This is a genomic window from Dyadobacter beijingensis DSM 21582, from assembly GCF_000382205.1.
Classification (GTDB): Bacteria; Bacteroidota; Bacteroidia; order Cytophagales; family Spirosomataceae; genus Dyadobacter; species Dyadobacter beijingensis.
In genome coordinates this window covers 182503-199469 of sequence record NZ_KB907789.1, presented here as the reverse complement: position 1 = coordinate 199469, position 16967 = coordinate 182503, and the positions used below count along the sequence as shown (strand labels likewise).

12 protein-coding genes are annotated in these 16967 nt (G+C 56.3%); all 12 read left to right on the top strand.

The features are described from left to right. The first annotated feature begins 27 nt into the window (after nt 1-27). The 12 genes from H144_RS0119300 (at nt 28) to H144_RS0119245 (ending at nt 16966) form a co-directional block, all read left to right on the top strand. Nucleotides 28-672: a hypothetical protein gene (locus tag H144_RS0119300; protein WP_157504983.1), complete on the top strand. Its 645-nt coding sequence runs from the start codon at nt 28-30 to the stop codon at nt 670-672. Further along, entirely contained in the window at nt 593-1255 is a 663-nt protein-coding gene (locus H144_RS0119295) for a hypothetical protein (protein ID WP_169409413.1), read from the top strand. Before H144_RS0119300 ends, H144_RS0119295 begins: the two co-directional genes overlap by 80 nt. 266 nt (nt 1256-1521) lie before the next feature. Further along, nucleotides 1522-2100, top strand: coding sequence for an RNA polymerase sigma factor (locus H144_RS0119290; protein ID WP_033402986.1), 579 nt, complete (start codon nt 1522-1524; stop codon nt 2098-2100). A 66-nt stretch (nt 2101-2166) separates the two neighbouring features. Then, nucleotides 2167-3138, top strand: a complete 972-nt coding sequence (locus H144_RS0119285) for a FecR family protein (RefSeq protein ID WP_033403090.1) — start codon at nt 2167-2169, stop codon at nt 3136-3138. 17 nt (nt 3139-3155) lie between these two features. Then, a complete protein-coding gene (locus H144_RS0119280; RefSeq protein ID WP_019943739.1) occupies nt 3156-6518 on the top strand; it encodes a TonB-dependent receptor in 3363 nt (1120 codons plus the stop codon). Between the two features lie 11 nt (nt 6519-6529). Further along, nucleotides 6530-7861, top strand: coding sequence for a RagB/SusD family nutrient uptake outer membrane protein (locus H144_RS0119275; RefSeq protein WP_019943738.1), 1332 nt, complete (start codon nt 6530-6532; stop codon nt 7859-7861). Nucleotides 7862-7886: 25 nt separating this feature from the next. Further along, on the top strand, nt 7887-8822 hold the full coding sequence (locus H144_RS0119270; protein ID WP_019943737.1) for a cyanophycinase: 936 nt from the start codon (nt 7887-7889) through the stop codon (nt 8820-8822). Nucleotides 8823-8914: 92 nt separating this feature from the next. Beyond that, complete coding sequence (locus H144_RS0119265) at nt 8915-11890, top strand: SusC/RagA family TonB-linked outer membrane protein (RefSeq protein ID WP_229207943.1); 2976 nt, start codon at nt 8915-8917, stop codon at nt 11888-11890. An 11-nt stretch (nt 11891-11901) separates the two neighbouring features. Continuing rightward, nucleotides 11902-13236 (top strand): RagB/SusD family nutrient uptake outer membrane protein, encoded by a 1335-nt coding sequence (locus tag H144_RS0119260; protein WP_229207942.1) that lies wholly within the window; start codon nt 11902-11904, stop codon nt 13234-13236. An 11-nt stretch (nt 13237-13247) separates the two neighbouring features. Beyond that, nucleotides 13248-14663 carry a hypothetical protein gene (locus H144_RS0119255; RefSeq protein WP_019943734.1) on the top strand — a complete coding sequence of 472 codons (1416 nt, stop codon included), beginning with the start codon at nt 13248-13250 and terminating at the stop codon, nt 14661-14663. A 40-nt stretch (nt 14664-14703) separates the two neighbouring features. Beyond that, nucleotides 14704-16389 carry a hypothetical protein gene (locus tag H144_RS0119250; RefSeq protein WP_019943733.1) on the top strand — a complete coding sequence of 562 codons (1686 nt, stop codon included), beginning with the start codon at nt 14704-14706 and terminating at the stop codon, nt 16387-16389. Continuing rightward, nucleotides 16370-16966 carry a c-type cytochrome gene (locus H144_RS0119245; protein ID WP_019943732.1) on the top strand — a complete coding sequence of 199 codons (597 nt, stop codon included), beginning with the start codon at nt 16370-16372 and terminating at the stop codon, nt 16964-16966. Before H144_RS0119250 ends, H144_RS0119245 begins: the two co-directional genes overlap by 20 nt. Nucleotide 16967 lies beyond the last annotated feature (1 nt).

Below are 16967 nucleotides of genomic sequence, written 5' to 3'. Positions count from 1 at the left end.
AATAGTTGTACCGCCAATACCATCAATATGACCGATCGATCTGCGAACCTGCTTCGCTGCTGCCTGTTGTCAATCAGCCTGTTATGTATCGGTGCATTCGCCAGTCATGCCCAGCGGCGAAATGTGGCATTAGACAGCATGGGTATCAATATCGGCCGGCAGGACTGGAAGGCGGCAATGCATTGGGCATTGAAGGCCGCGGAAGCCGATCCCGCCGAAAAGTACTGGCGGTATCTGAATGCCGCCGATTTCGCGAGCCGGGACGGGAACAGGGAGGCAGCGATCCGATATGCGGCGCTGGTCGTAGATTCGGATATTGCCGCTAATGCCCGATTCGGCCCGTCGTTCGCGTGGTTGCAGGACGATCCCGCATGGCAGCAACTCATGCATAAGGTCGCCGGCATCAGGGAGGCCGCCCGGCAGGCGAAGATCAAAGCCAGCCTTGTATTCCGGGATGAGCAAAAAATGCGGGAAGCAGAAACTGCCGCATTTATGGCATCGCTCGCCGAGGCCCGCTCGGCACAGGACCTTTACCGGAAAATACGGCAGGGGAGGCCCGTACATCAATATCCGAAAGGCCGGCATTTTGTATATGCGTGGGCCAAACTGGCCGACACGCTCGAATTTCCCTACCTCGTACAGCTGCCTCCGGGTTTCGACGGCACTAATTAACTGGACTAACCGGGAGGTCCGGGGCGAACGGCAGCATCCTTACCTGATCAAAAGCCGGGATAGCACTGCAAAACTGGTGTACCACGAGCTATTTGCATACCTGGCTTCTCAAAAACGCGACCCATTCCGGCAGCATTTGTATTGGGAATGCGATGATGTCGAAAATGGCCGCTGCGACTGGCTCGAAATTGCTGCGCTCGACACCTTGGCCGGTGCCCAATCCTGGCAAACGCCTGTGAATGTCCCGGTAAAAGGCTGGCGCAACGCATTCACGCCGGCCGTGGTAACGGACAGTATATCTAACGCATTCGATTTTCCCCGCCGATCGGGCGCGGTACGGGCGACCTACGCCGCGAACCGGTTTGAGCTCACCACATCGCGGGTTGGGAAGGTCAGGCTCTATCTTTCTCCCGAAATGGTCGATTTCGGCCGGGAACTGACCGTGGTGATCAATGGGCAGAATGTATTTCGCGGACGCGCGACAATGGATAAGGCATTTACGCTCGCTAACTATCGCCGGGAGGCGGACCGGCAGGCGGTTTGGGTAAATTACCTCGAATTAGCAATTCCCGCCCGCCGGTAATGCCAAGCAACCGGTGCTGCGTATAGCTATGTTCGTTAATCTTTGAAAAAAATTAGAACGCAACTTTTTCAAACGGAAACTTGCGTCGGATGGTAATTTGATCTTTATTTGTCTATCAGTTTTGTAGAGTAATAGTCTTATTAACCACCAATAAGCGTTTTTCGGTCGATCGGCTGCCTGCTTGCGGGCATCGGTACTTTGCAGACAATGCAAAACAATTTCTTATTAACCAGGCAAACGAGGTTTGTCAAGAAATATCTCGAAAAGTGCGTGTATCAGGTGATTTATCGGACCAGCAGTTGCTGAATGCTTTTCAGGAAGGTTCCGTACAGGCGTTTGAGGAAATCCACAACCGCTATTTCCTCCGGCTGTATGCGCATGCGGTCAAAATGCTTGGTAATGAGGATGATGCGCAGGATGTCGTGCAGGAGGTATTCATCAATCTTTGGGCCAAATCATCGAGTTTACAAATTCACACCGCGCTCGCGGCGTACCTGTATACGGCCGTGCGTAACCGCGTGCTCAACCTGATCGAGCACCGGAAAACTTATCAATCCCATTTGGATGCGCTCGCCGCCTATATCGACGAGTCGCCCGCAGCATCGACGGCCGGGGCCGATCAGGAATTGCTTTTCGCCATTTTTGAAGCGGAAATCGAGCGGCTACCAGGTAAAATGAAAGCGGTTTTCGAGCTCCGCAGGCAAGGTGAAATGTCCTATTCGGAAATTGGCGACAGGCTTTCGCTTTCTGATAAGACCGTGAAAAAACAGATCAGTAATGCGATTAAAATATTGAGATCCAGGCTAATGCAATGGCGATCGCAGCTGGTTATATTATTTTTTTAAAATATTTCTACTACCAAATGCATTTCCGCCTGTCATACTCGTGAATTGCAATTCAACAACAACAATATGCATCAGCAGCAGGCGAGGGCTTTACTGGAAAAATACCGGCTCGGACGATGTACCGCGGAGGAAAAGGCGCTCATCGAAAGATGGTATGCCGAAACCGCCCGCCGGCGTTCGAAAGATCCAATACATACCGATTTGCAGGCGGCCGGGCAGCATTCGTGGAGAAAAATCCTGGCCACCTTACAGCCGGAGGAAGCTTTCGAAGCGCGGATAAGGCCGCTCAGGGCATTTTACGTGGCAGCAGCGGTGGCCGCAGCGATTTGCCTCGGTTTTTTCTGGCTGTACAATGAGCTCCTGACACCCGGTAACCGCGCCGGGCAAATGGTGATCGTTCACACACGACCCGGTGAAATCAAAACCTACACACTACCCGACAGCTCGCACGTGACGCTCAACGGCGGTACTTCCCTGCGCTATCCGCATGATTTTGAAATACGTAAGGTGACAATCAGCGACGGAGAGGCCTATTTTGATGTGCGCCATGATGCCTCGCGCCCATTTATCGTGGAAGCGGGCCGCACACTGACGCAGGTGCTCGGGACGGTATTTTCGGTGCGCGCCTACCAGCGGCTGGGTGACATCCGCGTGGTGGTTAGCAGCGGAAAAGTGGGCGTACGAAACAGCGACGGCTATCCATCGGTGGAAACGGCTTTTCTGCTGCCCGACGAAGAACTGGTGGTCGACAACCAGAACGGGAGCTACCGGAAAGACCACGTCAATGCACGTTCGCTGGCCGGGTGGATCAAAGGGGCGCTGGATTTCAACAACGACGAGCTGAAAACGATCGCATTGCTGCTGGAAAAGAAATTTAACGTGCCCGTCCGGGTAGATGGCCGCCAGCTGGAAATGCAGCGGCTCACCGCACGGTTCCGGGCCGATGAAACACTGGACGACATTCTGGGTACGCTGTCCTTCGCGGGCAATTTTAAGTACCGGCACGACGCCGGGCAGGTATTCATCTCGATGAAATGAGCATTTAAAACAAAGACATGATGACGGGACTTATCCTACGAAAGGAAGGCATTGCCGCCCTCCGCTACCGGCCATACTGGCTAATTTTGCTGCTGCTTGCGCTCGCAGGCCCATTGCGCGCCGACAGCGAGAAGTCGGTCAGCAATGTAAAAGTGACGCTAAGGGCTGAAAAGCAGTCATTAAAGGCTATTTTAAGACAAATTGAAGACAAAAGCGGGTTCGTTTTTATTTACCAGGATAGACTAGTAAATCCATATACTAACCTAACTATTGAAGCTCATAATGAACCTGTCGCGCAGCTGCTGAACAAGCTGTTACGCCAGCGAAACCTCGATTACGAGCAGCAGAAAGAGAAGGTGATCATCCGCGAGGCCCTCCGGGAGACGGGCGAGGCTGCGGATTCGGAATCGCCGGCGGACCAGTCGGTCAACGGTGTGGTGAAGGATGAAAAGGGCGACGGCCTGCCGGGGGTGACCATTCGGGTGAAAGGAAGCAACAAAGGCACGCTGTCGGATGCCAATGGGGTATTCGCCATTTCGGCGGGCGCGAACGATGTGCTGATCTTTTCCTATATCGGCTACGTGACCCAGGAGCAGCCTGTCGGCAATTCTGCCAGCTTCGAGGTGGCATTGCAACCCGACGAAAGCCAGCTGAGCGAGGTGATCGTGACGGGGTATACCCAAACCAAACGCAGCGCCCAGACCGGCGCGGTGACGACCATCGATTCCAAGGATTTTTCGCAGGTTTCCTATAACAGCGTGATCGAAAAATTGCAGGGCCAGGTGCCGGGATTGCAGATTTCGAGCAATTCGGGCGTACCGGGCACATCGGTGCTGGTGCGCCTGCGAGGGGCCACGTCCATCAAAGCCGGTAACGACCCGCTGTATGTTGTGGACGGCGTTTTTATCAACAATGAAAACTTGCAGGGCCTCTCCCGCGGCATGGGCGGGCAGACGCCCAACCCGCTGTCGGACCTCAACCCGGACGATATCGAGTCGGTATCGGTGCTGAAAGATGCCAATGCGACGGCACTGTATGGGGCCCGGGGCGCCAATGGCGTGATACTGATTACGACCAAGCGCGGCGCGCGCAATTCGCGTACGAAGGTGAACATCAATGTAGAACAGGGTTTTGCGAAAGCAAGCAATCTCTGGCAGCTTGTGACCGGCCCGGAGCACGCCGAACTGGTGAACCTGGTGCATATCAACGACGGTAAAACCTACGCCACGCGCCCTTTCCGTCCCGTTGCGGAGGCTATTCCGGGTTTTCCGGCATTCGGCAGCCCGGAAGAGCAGGGGACTTACGACCGCGTGAGCGACATTTTTCGCACGGCCTCGCTGAGTAAATACACGCTCTCGGTGTCCGGCGGCGATTCGCGCACGAATTTTTACCTCGGCGGTGAGTACCAAAGCCAGCAATCCACCCTGAAAACACAGGATTTCAAACGTTATTCCTTCCGCTTCAATATCGACCATTCGATTTTGCCTAACCTCAAAATCGGGACCAGCAACACGCTTTCAAGCGTTCCGCGCACGCTGGTGCGGGTAGGGGACGGTCCGGCGGGCTTGTTCCAGGCGGCATTGCACACGCCTACCTTCTATCCATTTTACAATGAGGACGGCAGCTATGCCAAACCGACTGTTTTCGACAGCCACCTCGCCATTCTCGAAAACTCGGACAACCATTCGGTAAGCTTACGGAGCATTAATAATGTATACGCGATCTGGAATATCCTGCCGAACCTTTCATTCAAATCCTCATGGAGCAATGATTATAACAACTACCACGAAAAGGCCTACTATAACACCAACCTGGTGTACGGCCAGCCTGCGGGCGAGGCCAATGATGTGACGACGATCAAACAGTCGCTCATCGCCGAGCAGCTTTTAAACTACAATCTCTCTTCTTCCAAAAGCGAATTCTCCTTTTTTGTAGGGAATACCATTCAAAAAACCACCACCGAGCGCGCTACATTGACGGGCACCGGCTTTCCGAGCAACCAGTTCAAGCGCATTGCCTCGGCGGCGGTTCAAACGGCCTCATCCACAGGTTCTTCCTATGGTTTGCTTTCGTTTTTTACAGGCTTCAATTATAATTTCGACAACCGTTACAGCATTGACGGGAACATCCGTGCCGATGCTTCCTCGCGATTCGGCGCCGACCATCGGTGGGGTTACTTCCCGTCTGTGGGCCTGGGCTGGAATATTTCAAAAGAGGCGTTTTTTCCTGAAAATAACACCATTACCGACCTGCGTTTCAAGGCCAGTCTGGGGCTGACGGGCAACCAGGATATTGACGATTTCGCCTCGCGCGGGCTCTGGGCCGGAGGGACCAACTACGGCGACCAGCCAGGCATAGCGCCCAGCCAGTTGGCCAACCCCGATCTGAAATGGGAAACGACGCGCCAGTACAACTTCGGGTTGTCGGGTGCATTATTGAAACAGCGGCTCAATTTTGAATTCAACTATTACGACAAATTTACCTACGACCTGCTGCTCGACCAGCCCGTAGCGCCGAATACCGGTTTCTCGTCCGTCGTGCGCAATGTGGGCGAGATCAGCAACAGGGGCGTGGAGCTTTTGCTGAGCTCGGTGAACGTCCGCACGAAGGACCTCGAATGGAAAACCGTGCTCACCGTTTCGCGCAATGTCAACCGCGTGCAGAAGTTGCTGACGCCCATTACGGCCAGCTACGACATGTTCCGCGTGGTACAAGGGCAGCCGCTGTACTCGGTATATGCTTACAATGAAATCGGATTGAATGCGGAGAATGGCAATATGGTTTACGAGGACGTGAACAAGGACGGCAAGATCACCGTGGACGATCAGCGGATCATCGGGAATGTGTGGCCGAAGTTTGAAGGCGCATTTCGCAACAGCCTGTCATTTAAAGGGTTGGATTTAAATCTGAATTTCTACTATAAATACGGCAGCTCGGCGTACAATTATACCGCCTATTTCCTCGAAACGGCCGGTACCCGCGGCGTAACGCGCTCGATCCAGAAAAGCTCGCTGAACTACTGGCAGAAACCCGGCGACACCGGCGTATTACCCCGCCCGACCAACCTGACCAACCCCGACGGCAGCCTCAACTACTTCCGCACGGGCAGCAGCCGCTACCTGGAAGACGCCTCCTACCTGCGCCTGCGCGACGTGACATTGAGCTACAACCTGCCGAAAGGGGTGTCGCGGGCGATCCGCGCATCCGGCACGCGCCTGTACGTGACGGCCTCCAACCTGTTTACCATCACCAACTATACCGGTCCCGATCCCGAGGTGAATGTGGCCGCCGACAGCCGTAACGGTCTCGTGCAAGGCCTGGATTTCGGCACGCCGCCGCAGCCGAAATCGGTGGTACTCGGGGTGAATCTGACATTTTAAATGCATTGACAATGAAAAAACTGAATATAGCGCTCATCCTTGCGGGTCTCTGGCTGACATCCTGCTCCGACCTGCTCGATACGGAACCGGAGCAGAACATTTCCGACGAGGCGGTGATTGTGGATGAAAAATCGGCCAACACGGCCCTGGTAGGGGTGTACGACGCCCTGCAAGGCTACGCCACGTCCAATATCATCGGTGTAGACCTCGCCTCGGACAATGTGGTGAACTACAACAACCAGAATAACCTTGTGCCCGACCTCACACCCAACAATGCGGGCGGCGGCTTCTCGGCGATCTACAAGATGATCAACCAGGCGAACTTCATTATTCACCTCGTTCCCGGCGTGCAGGACGGCTTTTTTACCCAGGAAGAGCGAAACCAGGTGCTGGGCGAAGCCTATTTTCTCCGCGCATTGGGCTACCTCGACCTCGTGAAAACCTACGGCGGCGTCCAGCTCGTGCTCACGCCCGCCACCGGCCCGGATACGCACAAGGGTACCAAACGAAGTACAGCAGATGAAACATACGCGCAAATTGGGGCGGACCTCGACCAGGCCGAACAGCTTTTGAAAGAGACCGTGAACCGCACGCGTGCCAACCGGTTTTCGGTATATGCATTGAAAGCCAGGTATTTTACCTATATCAAAAACTGGGCACAGGCGGAGACGTATGCCTCGAAAGTAATTGCCCATTCGGGTTTCAAACTGGTGAAGCCTTACTCGGTATTCTTCACGACCAAAACCTCGGAGGAATCGGTATTCGAACTGGTTTACAGTACTTCCGACCGTAACTCGTTCTATACCAACTGGCTGTCGCCTGCCGATGGCGGCCGCCACGACTACATTCCGGCCCGCGAATTCGTAAGCCAGTTGCTCGATCCGGCCAAAGGCGGTACGCGCAAAAGTCTGCTGAAACAAACCGCGGAAGGTTCGTGGGACCTCATTCAATACGGTAAATCCGACGGTTCGAGCTCGGTGTTTATCCTGCGCATCGCCGAGCAATACCTGATCCGCGCCGAGGCCCGGGCCAGCAAAGCCTCGCCCGATCTCGCAGGCGCACTCGCGGACCTGAATGCGGTCCGCGCCCGCTCGGATGTGCCTGCCTCGGCACTCACGCCGTCGGCAACCGTGGAACAGGTAAACCTCGCCATTCTCGAAGAACGTCGTCTGGAACTGCCTTTTGAAGGCCATCGGTTTGTGGATGTGGTGCGCACAGGCCATGCGGCTGCGATTTTCGGGGCTATTAATCCAAACAGGAAGAACACGCAATTCCACATCCTGCCTATTCCGCTGACAGCCATCCAGACCGACGCAGATCTTAACCAAAATCCCGGCTATTAACACCATTCCCCTGAACGAAATACCTATGAAATCCAGACTCATCTACACCTGCCTGCTGGCGACGGCCGCGGTTACCGCCTCGCTGGCGCAAACGCCGGTAACCGTCAAAAAGAATCCGACCACCCGCCACGGTCCCGAAAAAGGCGCGCTGATCATCATCGGCGGGGGCGGCGCCACGCCGGCGATCTGGCAGCGGTTTACGCAGCTCGCCGGCGGCAAGGACAGGGCCAAAATCGTCGTAATCACCGCTGCGGGCGGCGATTCGGCGGCATTTGACAAAAAATCGGTAGAGCTCGTAAAAAAGGAAACCGGCATAGCCAACGTCACTTTGCTGCATACCAATGATTTGAAAGAAGCCAACAGCGAGAAATTCGTCGCGCCGATCCGCGCCGCAACGGGCGTGTACATTGTCGGCGGCCGCCAGTGGCGCATTGCCGATTCCTACCTGAACACATTGACCCACCAGGCATTCCAGGAACTGCTCGACCGCGGCGGCGTCATTTCCGGCACGTCGGCCGGTGCCAGCATCCAGGGCTCGTTCCTGTGGCGGGGCGATACCAAAGGCGCGCACATTCTCGTCGGCGATCACACGCAGGGGCTGGGCTTCCTGAAAAACTCGGTGATAGACCAGCATTTGTTTCGCCGCAACCGCCAGTTCGATTTGGTGGAATTCGTCAAAAATGCGCCCGAACTGATCGGCATCGGGCTGGATGAAGCTACGTCCGTTGTGGTTCAGAAAGATACGCTGGAAGTGGTGGGACGCTCCTATGCCTCCATTTACGATTACAATACCATTATCGGCAGCGGTGCGAAGCATGTGCAGGGAAGCCGCGAAGTGTCGACGGCCACCAACGGACCATTCTTCTTTTTGTATGAAGGCCAAAAGTATGACCTGAAAGAGCGGAAGGTGATCGAGGCGCCCCGGAAAGGGGAGGAGTTGTCGGGTAACAGGGGAAAATAGGAAGCAAATTAAAATCTGACATTATGTATTTTTCTAATACGAGATTGGTATTGAGATGGTCTTCAATGTGGAGGCCAGCGCTATTGCTGATCATGCTAACGGGGCTTTTGAATGCATGGGCTTTTGCGGCAGCTATTGAGCTGACCGGGAAGGTTACCGACAAGGACGGCGCGGTGCTGCCGGGGGTGAATATCCAGATCAAGGGCACCAACCAGGGCACCGTGACCGACGCCGACGGCAATTTTCGCATTGATGTGGCCGAAGGGCAGGAGCTCGTCGTGTCGTTCATCGGGTATGTGAGCCAGCAGGTGCGGCCGGGCCGGCAGAGCTCGCTCAACGTGCGCCTGGAAAGTGATCAGCGGCAGCTCAATGAAGTGGTCGTGGTCGGCTATGGCACACAGGAGCGGAAGAACGTGATCGGTTCCATTGCCAAGGTCGATCCTACCGATGTGAAAAGCATTCCTGTGGGCAGTTTCGATGCCCAGCTGCAAGGTAAAGTCCCCGGCGTGCAGATTACCTCCAACACCGGCGTGCCCGGCGAGGCGGTGACCGTGCGTGTGCGGGGCGCAACTTCGATCAACGCCGATAACGACCCGCTCTATGTGATCGACGGCGTGTTCATGAACAGTAACAGTATGCAGACGATCGGCACGGGCGGTAAAGCTACTTCTCCCATCGCCGACATTAACCCCAACGACATTGAGAGCCTCGAAGTGCTCAAAGACGCGGAAGCGACGGCATTGTACGGCTCGCGCGGTGCCAATGGGGTCATTATCATCACAACCAAAAGAGGCAAGTACAACCAGAAAGCCAAAGTGAGCCTCAATGCCTCCTATGGCTGGGCCAAAGCGGCGAAGCTCTGGGACCTCACCACCGGCCCCGAGCACGCGCAACTCGTGAACGAATGGTGGATCAACACCGGAAAGGACACACCGTCGCTGAACCGCACCGAGGCCAACCGCCCGTTCCGCCCCGTTTCGGAAGGCGGCCGCGGCCTGCCCGAGGAGCAGCAAACCTACGACCGCCTCGGCGAGATTTTCCAGACGGCCCCATTGCAGAACTACGATCTCTCCGTGGCCGGCGGTACCGCTACGACCAAATATTACATCGGCGGCGGCTATACCAACCAGGAATCGATCCTGAAACCGATCGCATTCAACCGGGCAAGTTTCAAAGTCAATCTCGACCAGAAGATTTCGGACAAGGTGCAGGTGGGCGTAAGCAACAGCTTTGCGCGTACGTACCGTAACCAGGCCCGCGCCGGCGACGGCCCCGCGGGCGGGCTCTTGCAGGCGGCCCTGCACACGCCTACATACCTCTCGCCCGTGAACGAGAGCGGCGTGCTGGTAGGCCGCGCCGGCTTCGACAATGTGACTTTGCTGTTGGATAACTACGACGTAAACTCGACGAGCTTGCGCTACATCGGAAACCTGTACGCCGAGGCCGATATTTTGCCTAACCTTAAATTCCGCACAAGCTGGGGGCTGGATTACAATAATTACGACGAAAACGAATACTGGAACACGTTCCTCATTTCCGGCAGCCCGAACGGCCTCGCCACGGCAAACAACGGCCAGGCCACAACGTGGATCAACGAACAGACGCTTTCCTACCGGCAGAAATTGGGCGCCAGGCATACACTGGGCGTCCTGCTTGGCAACACCATTCAAAGCGACGTGAACACCGGCACCATTGCCACGGGACGCGGTTTTGCCAATAACTCCTTCAAACTGATTTCCTCCGCGGCTACTACGACCGGGTCGAGCAGCTGGTCGAAGAAAAACCTGGCGTCGTTCTTCTCGCGGATCGATTACAACTATGGCGGCAAATACCTCGTCGATTTCAGCATCCGTGCCGACGGTTCGTCGAGCTTCGGGGCCGATCGTAAATGGGGCTATTTCCCGTCGATCGGCGGTGCGTGGCGGGTGAAGCAGGAGGATTTCCTCAAAAACGTGGCGGTGATCAGCGACCTCAAAATCCGCGCGAGCTATGGGGTAACCGGTAACCAGAACGGCCTGGGCAGTTTCGCGGCGCTGGGCCTTTGGAGCGGCGGGTCGTCATACCAGGGCAACCCCGGCATAGCACCCCAGCAGCTGGCCAATCCCGATTTGCAATGGGAACGTACCAACCAGCTGAATGCGGGTGCCGACATTTCGTTCTTCGGCGACCGGCTGGGCATCGAGCTCAACGTATACCGCAAATACACGAGCAATGGTTTGCTGTCGCTTTCGCTGCCCGCGACGACCGGTTTCGGCAGCTACCGCAGCAACACGGCCGAGATCAGCAACAAGGGTTTCGAGCTGGCAATCCGCTCCGTGAATGTCCAGAATGGCACATTCTCGTGGACGACGGCATTCAATGTGGCGCGCAATGTCAATAAGATTGAAAAACTGCAAAACCCGCTCGAATACGGCAGCCGCAGCCTCATCCTCTTGCAGGAAGGGCATCCGCTCTACTCGTTCTGGGTCTACAAACAGCTTTACGTGGACCCGCAAACGGGCAACACCGTGTATGAGGACGTGAATAAGGACGGCAAAATCACGGTCGCCGACCGGCAGATCGACGGCAGCATCTGGCCCAAATTCTTCGGCGGGCTCACGAATACGGTCACCTACAAAGGATTCGACCTCCATGCATTCCTCGCATTCAGCTACGGTAACAAGGTGTATAACCACAACAAGTTCTTCGGCGAAGGCGGTGGTGCCCGCGACGCGGCGCGCGTGATTTTCGCCAGCAACAATGCCCGCTGGCAGAAGCCGGGCGACGTAACCGACGTGCCGCGCCCCGACGGCGTGAATGTGAACAACTACCGAGACGGCGGCAGCCGCTGGCTCGAAGACGGCTCGTTCGCGCGCCTGCGTAACCTGACATTGGGTTACACCGTGCCCGTGCGCCACATCAGCTCGCTGCGCATTTACGCCACGGCCAGCAACCTGTTCACCATCACCAAGTACACCGGCCTCGATCCCGAATCCAGCGCTTCGAGCGCGCAAAACGAGCAAGGTATCGACCTCGGTACCCCGCCGCAGCCCCGCAGTTTTCAATTGGGCTTTAACCTGACATTCTAATGATTGCGTATATGAAAGCATTTAAATTCATCCTGCCGCTTTCGCTGATCATCGGCCTCGGCTCCTGCGACAGCTTCCTTGATGTGCAGCCGCGCTCGTCGATTTCCGATGCGCAGACGATCGTGGACAAGGCATCGGCCGAAACGGCGATCAATGGCGTGTACGACTCCTTCCGCAGCTATTATAGCGTTGATTTTCAGTCGATCGGCTATTTGTCGGGCGATAATATTCAATGGACGGGCTCGCAATCGCAGATCCAGGAATTTATTAACCACCGCGTCAATGCGGAAAACTCGACGGTGGCTTCGGTTTGGAGCGGCATTTACAGTTCGCTCAACCGGATCAACCACGTGATTGAAAAAGTACCCGCCGTGCAGGATGCGCTGCTAACGGACGCGTTGAAAAACAAGATCGTGGGCGAGGCCCATTTCCTGCGCGCATTGGCCTACTTCGATCTGGCGCGCATTTGGGGCGGCGTGCCGATCGTCACCAAACCGACCGGCTCACCATCCGACAACCGGGGGATCGAGCGTGCCACGCAGGAGCAGGTGTACGCCCAGGTGCTGGCCGATCTGAACACCGCCGAGCCGCTGCTGCCCGCGACGACCGATCGTTTCCGTGCTACGCAGAAGACGGTGTGGGCATTGAAGGCGCGGTATTATTTGTATCAAAAAGATTACGCGAAGGCGGAGGAATACGCCACGAAGATCATCGCCGACGCGGCCAGCTACCAGCTCGTGAAACCCTATAATGCTTTCTTCGCGAACGATGCGAGAGGGACTACCGAGTCTGTTTTCGAGATATTTTACAGTGTTAACGAAACGAACGGTCATCGGGGGCAGTGGCAGCCGCAGGAAAAAGGCGGTACGCGCCAGTGGGCACCAAACGACGCATTCGTGGCGCTTGTGAACAATCCGGAGATCGGCGGAAACCGCAGTACGCTCGTAGCCAAGGACAACCAGGGCCGCTGGTACGGCAACATGTACTACCGGAGCCCGGCCACCGACCCGACATTCGTGATCCGCATTGCCGAGCTGTACCTCATCCGCGCCGAAGCCCGCGCGAACACCAACAACCTTACCGGCGCCCTCGCCGACCTGAATGCGATCCGCGAACGCGCCGGCATTGCCAAAAGCACCGCGGCCACTTCCGAACAGCTCCTGCTGGCGATCGAGAACGAGCGCCGGGTCGAGTTCGCATTGGAACCGCACCGCTGGTTCGACCTCGTGCGCACAGGCCGCGCCGCGGCGGTACTCAGCGTGACGGACGCCAACCGGCTGGTATTGCCCATCCCGGCCGAGCAGCTGCTGATCGACAAGGCATTGAAACAAAATCCCGGCTACTAATCCCTGACCCAATGGCACAGAAACCGATTTACCAGCATCCTTCTACGGTTGCATTGCAGGCCGGATATGCCGCTCCCGGCAACGGCCGCACCACACCGGATTTGGCAACACCGGGCGCGTGGAGCCCGCTCGAAAAGGCGCTATTTCGCGTCGCATTCATTTATTTTACGATCCAGAGCGTTCCGCTGGACTGGAAATATTACCGGCGCGTGTTCCAGATTAACTGGCTGAACCTCACCTACGGCGACATTTTTGACCTGGCACGCTACCAGCCGCGCTTTTTCGGCGAACAGGATACTTTCCTGAACTGGCTCGTCGTGCTGGTGATCGCCGTTGGCGGCGCTATTTACTGGGGTATGCGCGATAAGGACCGCCGCGATTACAACCAGGCATATTACTGGCTGCGGGTGATCGTCCGTTACCGGCTGGCGGCGGGGCTGATCGCCTATGGTTTTATTAAGTTCTATCCGTTACAGGCGCCGCTGCCGTCAATCAGCAACCTGAATACGCCCTACGGCGATTTCAGCGCATGGAAGCTGTTCGCGATGAGCCTGGGCGTGGTACCTAATTACGAGTCGTTCCTCGGATTGGTGGAGCTGGTGGGCGGCCTGTTGTTGCTCCACCGGAAAACTACCACCATCGCTACGCTCATTATCATTCCATTTATCGGTAATGTGTTCTTCTCCAACCTCGCCTATGAGGGCGGTGAATATGTGTACAGCTTCTACCTGATCGTGCTCGCATTGTTCCTGTTCGCATTCGATGCCAACCGGCTCTACCGGTTGCTGGCACTCGAAAAGCCGACGGTCCCGAACCTCTTCAAACCCGATCTCGGCAATTCGAAGCTGCGCTTCGGGCGGGTGGCGTTGAAGGCCGCATTCATCCTTTTTTTCGTCGTGGTGTACGGTTCAAAAACCTACGCGGGCTACCATTCGGGCCCATATCACTACCCGACCAAGCCGGGCATTGCCGGGGCCGCGGGCCTTTATAATGTGGAGCAATTTATCGTCAATGGCGATACGCTGGCCTATTCGGCATTGGATTCGGTTCGTTGGAAAGATGTGGTATTCGAAAAATGGGCCACGCTCAGCATTCGTTCCGCCCCGCCGAAGGTGATCGATTCCACCAATGTGGAGCAGATCCATTTCGACGATGCCAAAAGAGACTACGAATTTGCAGGCTCTGGCGGTCGCCATTACTACGGCTATGACTTCGACGACGCTTCCAAAACCTTGAAACTGACCAATAAAGTGAATGCGGCAGACCAGCTCGTGCTGCATTACAGCCGTCCCGACAGCGCTACCATCCACCTTTCCGGCGTAAGCGGCGGCCGCGACTCGTTGCAGGTGCTTTTGAAGAAAATCAATAAAAAATACCTCTTCGAAGAAGTGAAGAAGGTCGGTCGCAGGGGCGAGTTTAAGTTGTAAGCGCAAGGCACATTTAACTGTCAATCAAAATATTACCCATATGTCAACGATCAGAACAAGCGCAGACGAAGACGTGGCGCTCACCGAAAAAGCGGAAGGCGGCGGCACCGGCCGTACCGCCGCGAGCCGCTGGCCCGAATGGCAGAAGGTCCTTTTCCGGATCGCATTCGTGTTTTTTCTCGCCATGTCGATTCCCAACAGCCCCAGCTGGTACACCGACCTCGTGACCTTCGACTGGACGCGCCTGCATTACCGCGACGTATACGACATCGCACGGTTCGGCTCCGGGCTCGACATTTTCGGTCGCACCATCTTCGGCTCGCCGCTCGAAGGCTACGCGACCTGGATCATAACCTTGCTGGCGGCCATCGTGGTGGGGCTCATCTGGACGGCCGTTGTGAAGGTCGCCAAACGAGAGCCGAAAGAGTATAACCTGCTCTATTACTGGATCCGCGTGGTGGTACGCTACCGGGCGGGCATCGGGATCATCGGTTTTGGGTTTACCAAACTGATGCCGACGCAGATGCCTTACCCGTCGTACGGCCTGCTGAACACGAATTTCGGTGATTTTACCCTGCAAAAAATTTACTGGCTTTCCGTGGGCATCGTGCCCTGGTACCAGGTATTTGCCGGGGTGGTGGAGCTGGCGGCGGGCATATTGCTGTTTTTCAGGGGCACTACCACGCTGGGGGCCATTCTGCTCCTGGGCGCGTTGGGGGATATTGTATATGTCAATTTCGCCTATGACGGCGGCGTGCATGTGTACAGCTCCTATTTTGTGCTGCTGGCGGCGTTTTTGCTGATCAGGGATATTCCAAAAGTCTGGAACCTGATTGTCCTTGAACGCTTTACCGTACCTCAGAAATTTTATCCCGCATTTTCCCCGAAATGGCAGCAATATGTACGCTACGGCCTGAAAGCCGGCGTTTTCGGGCTGTTCCTCGTATACTTGTTTTATCTGCAGTATGTCAATTTCAAATTCGACCCGTACAAACAGCCTTCGACGGCGGGCATCAGGACCCTGCGGGGCAACTATCAGGTCACGGAGTTTAAAATCAATAACAAAACCATCCCATACTCACCGACGGACACGCTGAGGTGGCAATGGGCGACATTCGAAAACTGGACGACGCTGACATTCAAAGTAAACAAACCGACGCCGCTGGACCTCTCCAATGGCGGCGGCGCACCCATGCGTGACGTCGGGCGCACGTTCGAGCTCACGGGTACGGGAGGCGGCCAGCGGGTGTTCCATTACCTGGCCGATACGTTGGAGCACACCTTGTATTTGCAGGATAAATATGCCAAAGGAGGCCTGCGCGACGGGGTAGGGCAGCTGCAACAGCGCGAGGCCCGGCAGAAACAAGGCGGTGACAGCAATGCACCACGCGAAGGACGCCGCGGCAACGAGCGGGGCAATGGCCCAGACAAAAAGGATGGCCAGGACCGCAACTGGATTCCCCAAGACGCGCTCGACAGGATCGGGGACGAGAACAAGCTGATAGACCCGCGGGGCTGGTCGGCCCGCCGCGACCGCGAGTTTGCCGAGAAGCCCCGCCGCGACAAACGCAACCGCATGGTCCTGAGGTATGCTACAACCGACGGGTCGCGGGTGGTCCTGCAAGGGATCAACGAGAAGAAAGATTCGATTTATGTAGTGCTGGACCGGGTGGAGAGACCTTATGTTCTGGCTAAAAGCACGCTCAATGCAGGGAAGTACGATTAAGTATATCGGCACCGCGCTGGTGCTCGTGACGGTGGCGTTCACGGGTACCAGCCTCAAAATCAGCCGGCAGCACCCAGGTGTGTTGTCGGCTGACACCCTTTCACACCCGGCGCAGTTCGGCTTCGGCCGGGTGGCTACGGCGGCGGAAATCGCGGCATTGGACATCGACGTCCGGCCCGACGGTAAAGGCCTGCCCAAAGGCGAGGGCAGTGCCACGGAAGGCAGGGCCATTTACGGGCTGAAATGCGCGGGCTGCCACGGTGCCACCGGTACCGAAGGCCCCAACGACCGCCTGGTGGCCGGCGATACCACCCGGGCGCGGCGCATCAGGGCAATCGGCAACTACTGGCCATATGCCACCACGGTATTCGACTACATTCGCAGGGCGATGCCGTTCAACCAGCCCGGCTCGCTCACCGACCAGGAGGTATACAGCCTGACGGCCTTCCTCCTCCATGCCAATGGCCTGCTGGCGGAGAATGCGAAACTGAATGCCAAAACCCTTCCGCAAATCAAAATGCCGGCCCGCGACAAGTTCGTCCCCGACGACCGCGTGGATGGCCCCGAAATCAGATAAT

What these genes read in the sequence shown, in the direction of transcription:
- H144_RS0119270 (WP_019943737.1), top strand. Translation starts at nt 7,887, where the DNA reads ATGAAATCCAGACTCATCTACACCTGCCTGCTGGCGACGGCCGCGGTT.
- H144_RS0119260 (WP_229207942.1), top strand. Translation starts at nt 11,902, where the DNA reads ATGAAAGCATTTAAATTCATCCTGCCGCTTTCGCTGATCATCGGCCTC.
- H144_RS0119275 (WP_019943738.1), top strand. Translation starts at nt 6,530, where the DNA reads ATGAAAAAACTGAATATAGCGCTCATCCTTGCGGGTCTCTGGCTGACA.
- H144_RS0119280 (WP_019943739.1), top strand. Translation starts at nt 3,156, where the DNA reads ATGATGACGGGACTTATCCTACGAAAGGAAGGCATTGCCGCCCTCCGC.
- H144_RS0119250 (WP_019943733.1), top strand. Translation starts at nt 14,704, where the DNA reads ATGTCAACGATCAGAACAAGCGCAGACGAAGACGTGGCGCTCACCGAA.
- H144_RS0119300 (WP_157504983.1), top strand. Translation starts at nt 28, where the DNA reads ATGACCGATCGATCTGCGAACCTGCTTCGCTGCTGCCTGTTGTCAATC.
- H144_RS0119245 (WP_019943732.1), top strand. Translation starts at nt 16,370, where the DNA reads ATGCAGGGAAGTACGATTAAGTATATCGGCACCGCGCTGGTGCTCGTG.
- H144_RS0119295 (WP_169409413.1), top strand. Translation starts at nt 593, where the DNA reads ATGCGTGGGCCAAACTGGCCGACACGCTCGAATTTCCCTACCTCGTAC.
- H144_RS0119265 (WP_229207943.1), top strand. Translation starts at nt 8,915, where the DNA reads ATGCTAACGGGGCTTTTGAATGCATGGGCTTTTGCGGCAGCTATTGAG.
- H144_RS0119255 (WP_019943734.1), top strand. Translation starts at nt 13,248, where the DNA reads ATGGCACAGAAACCGATTTACCAGCATCCTTCTACGGTTGCATTGCAG.
- H144_RS0119285 (WP_033403090.1), top strand. Translation starts at nt 2,167, where the DNA reads ATGCATCAGCAGCAGGCGAGGGCTTTACTGGAAAAATACCGGCTCGGA.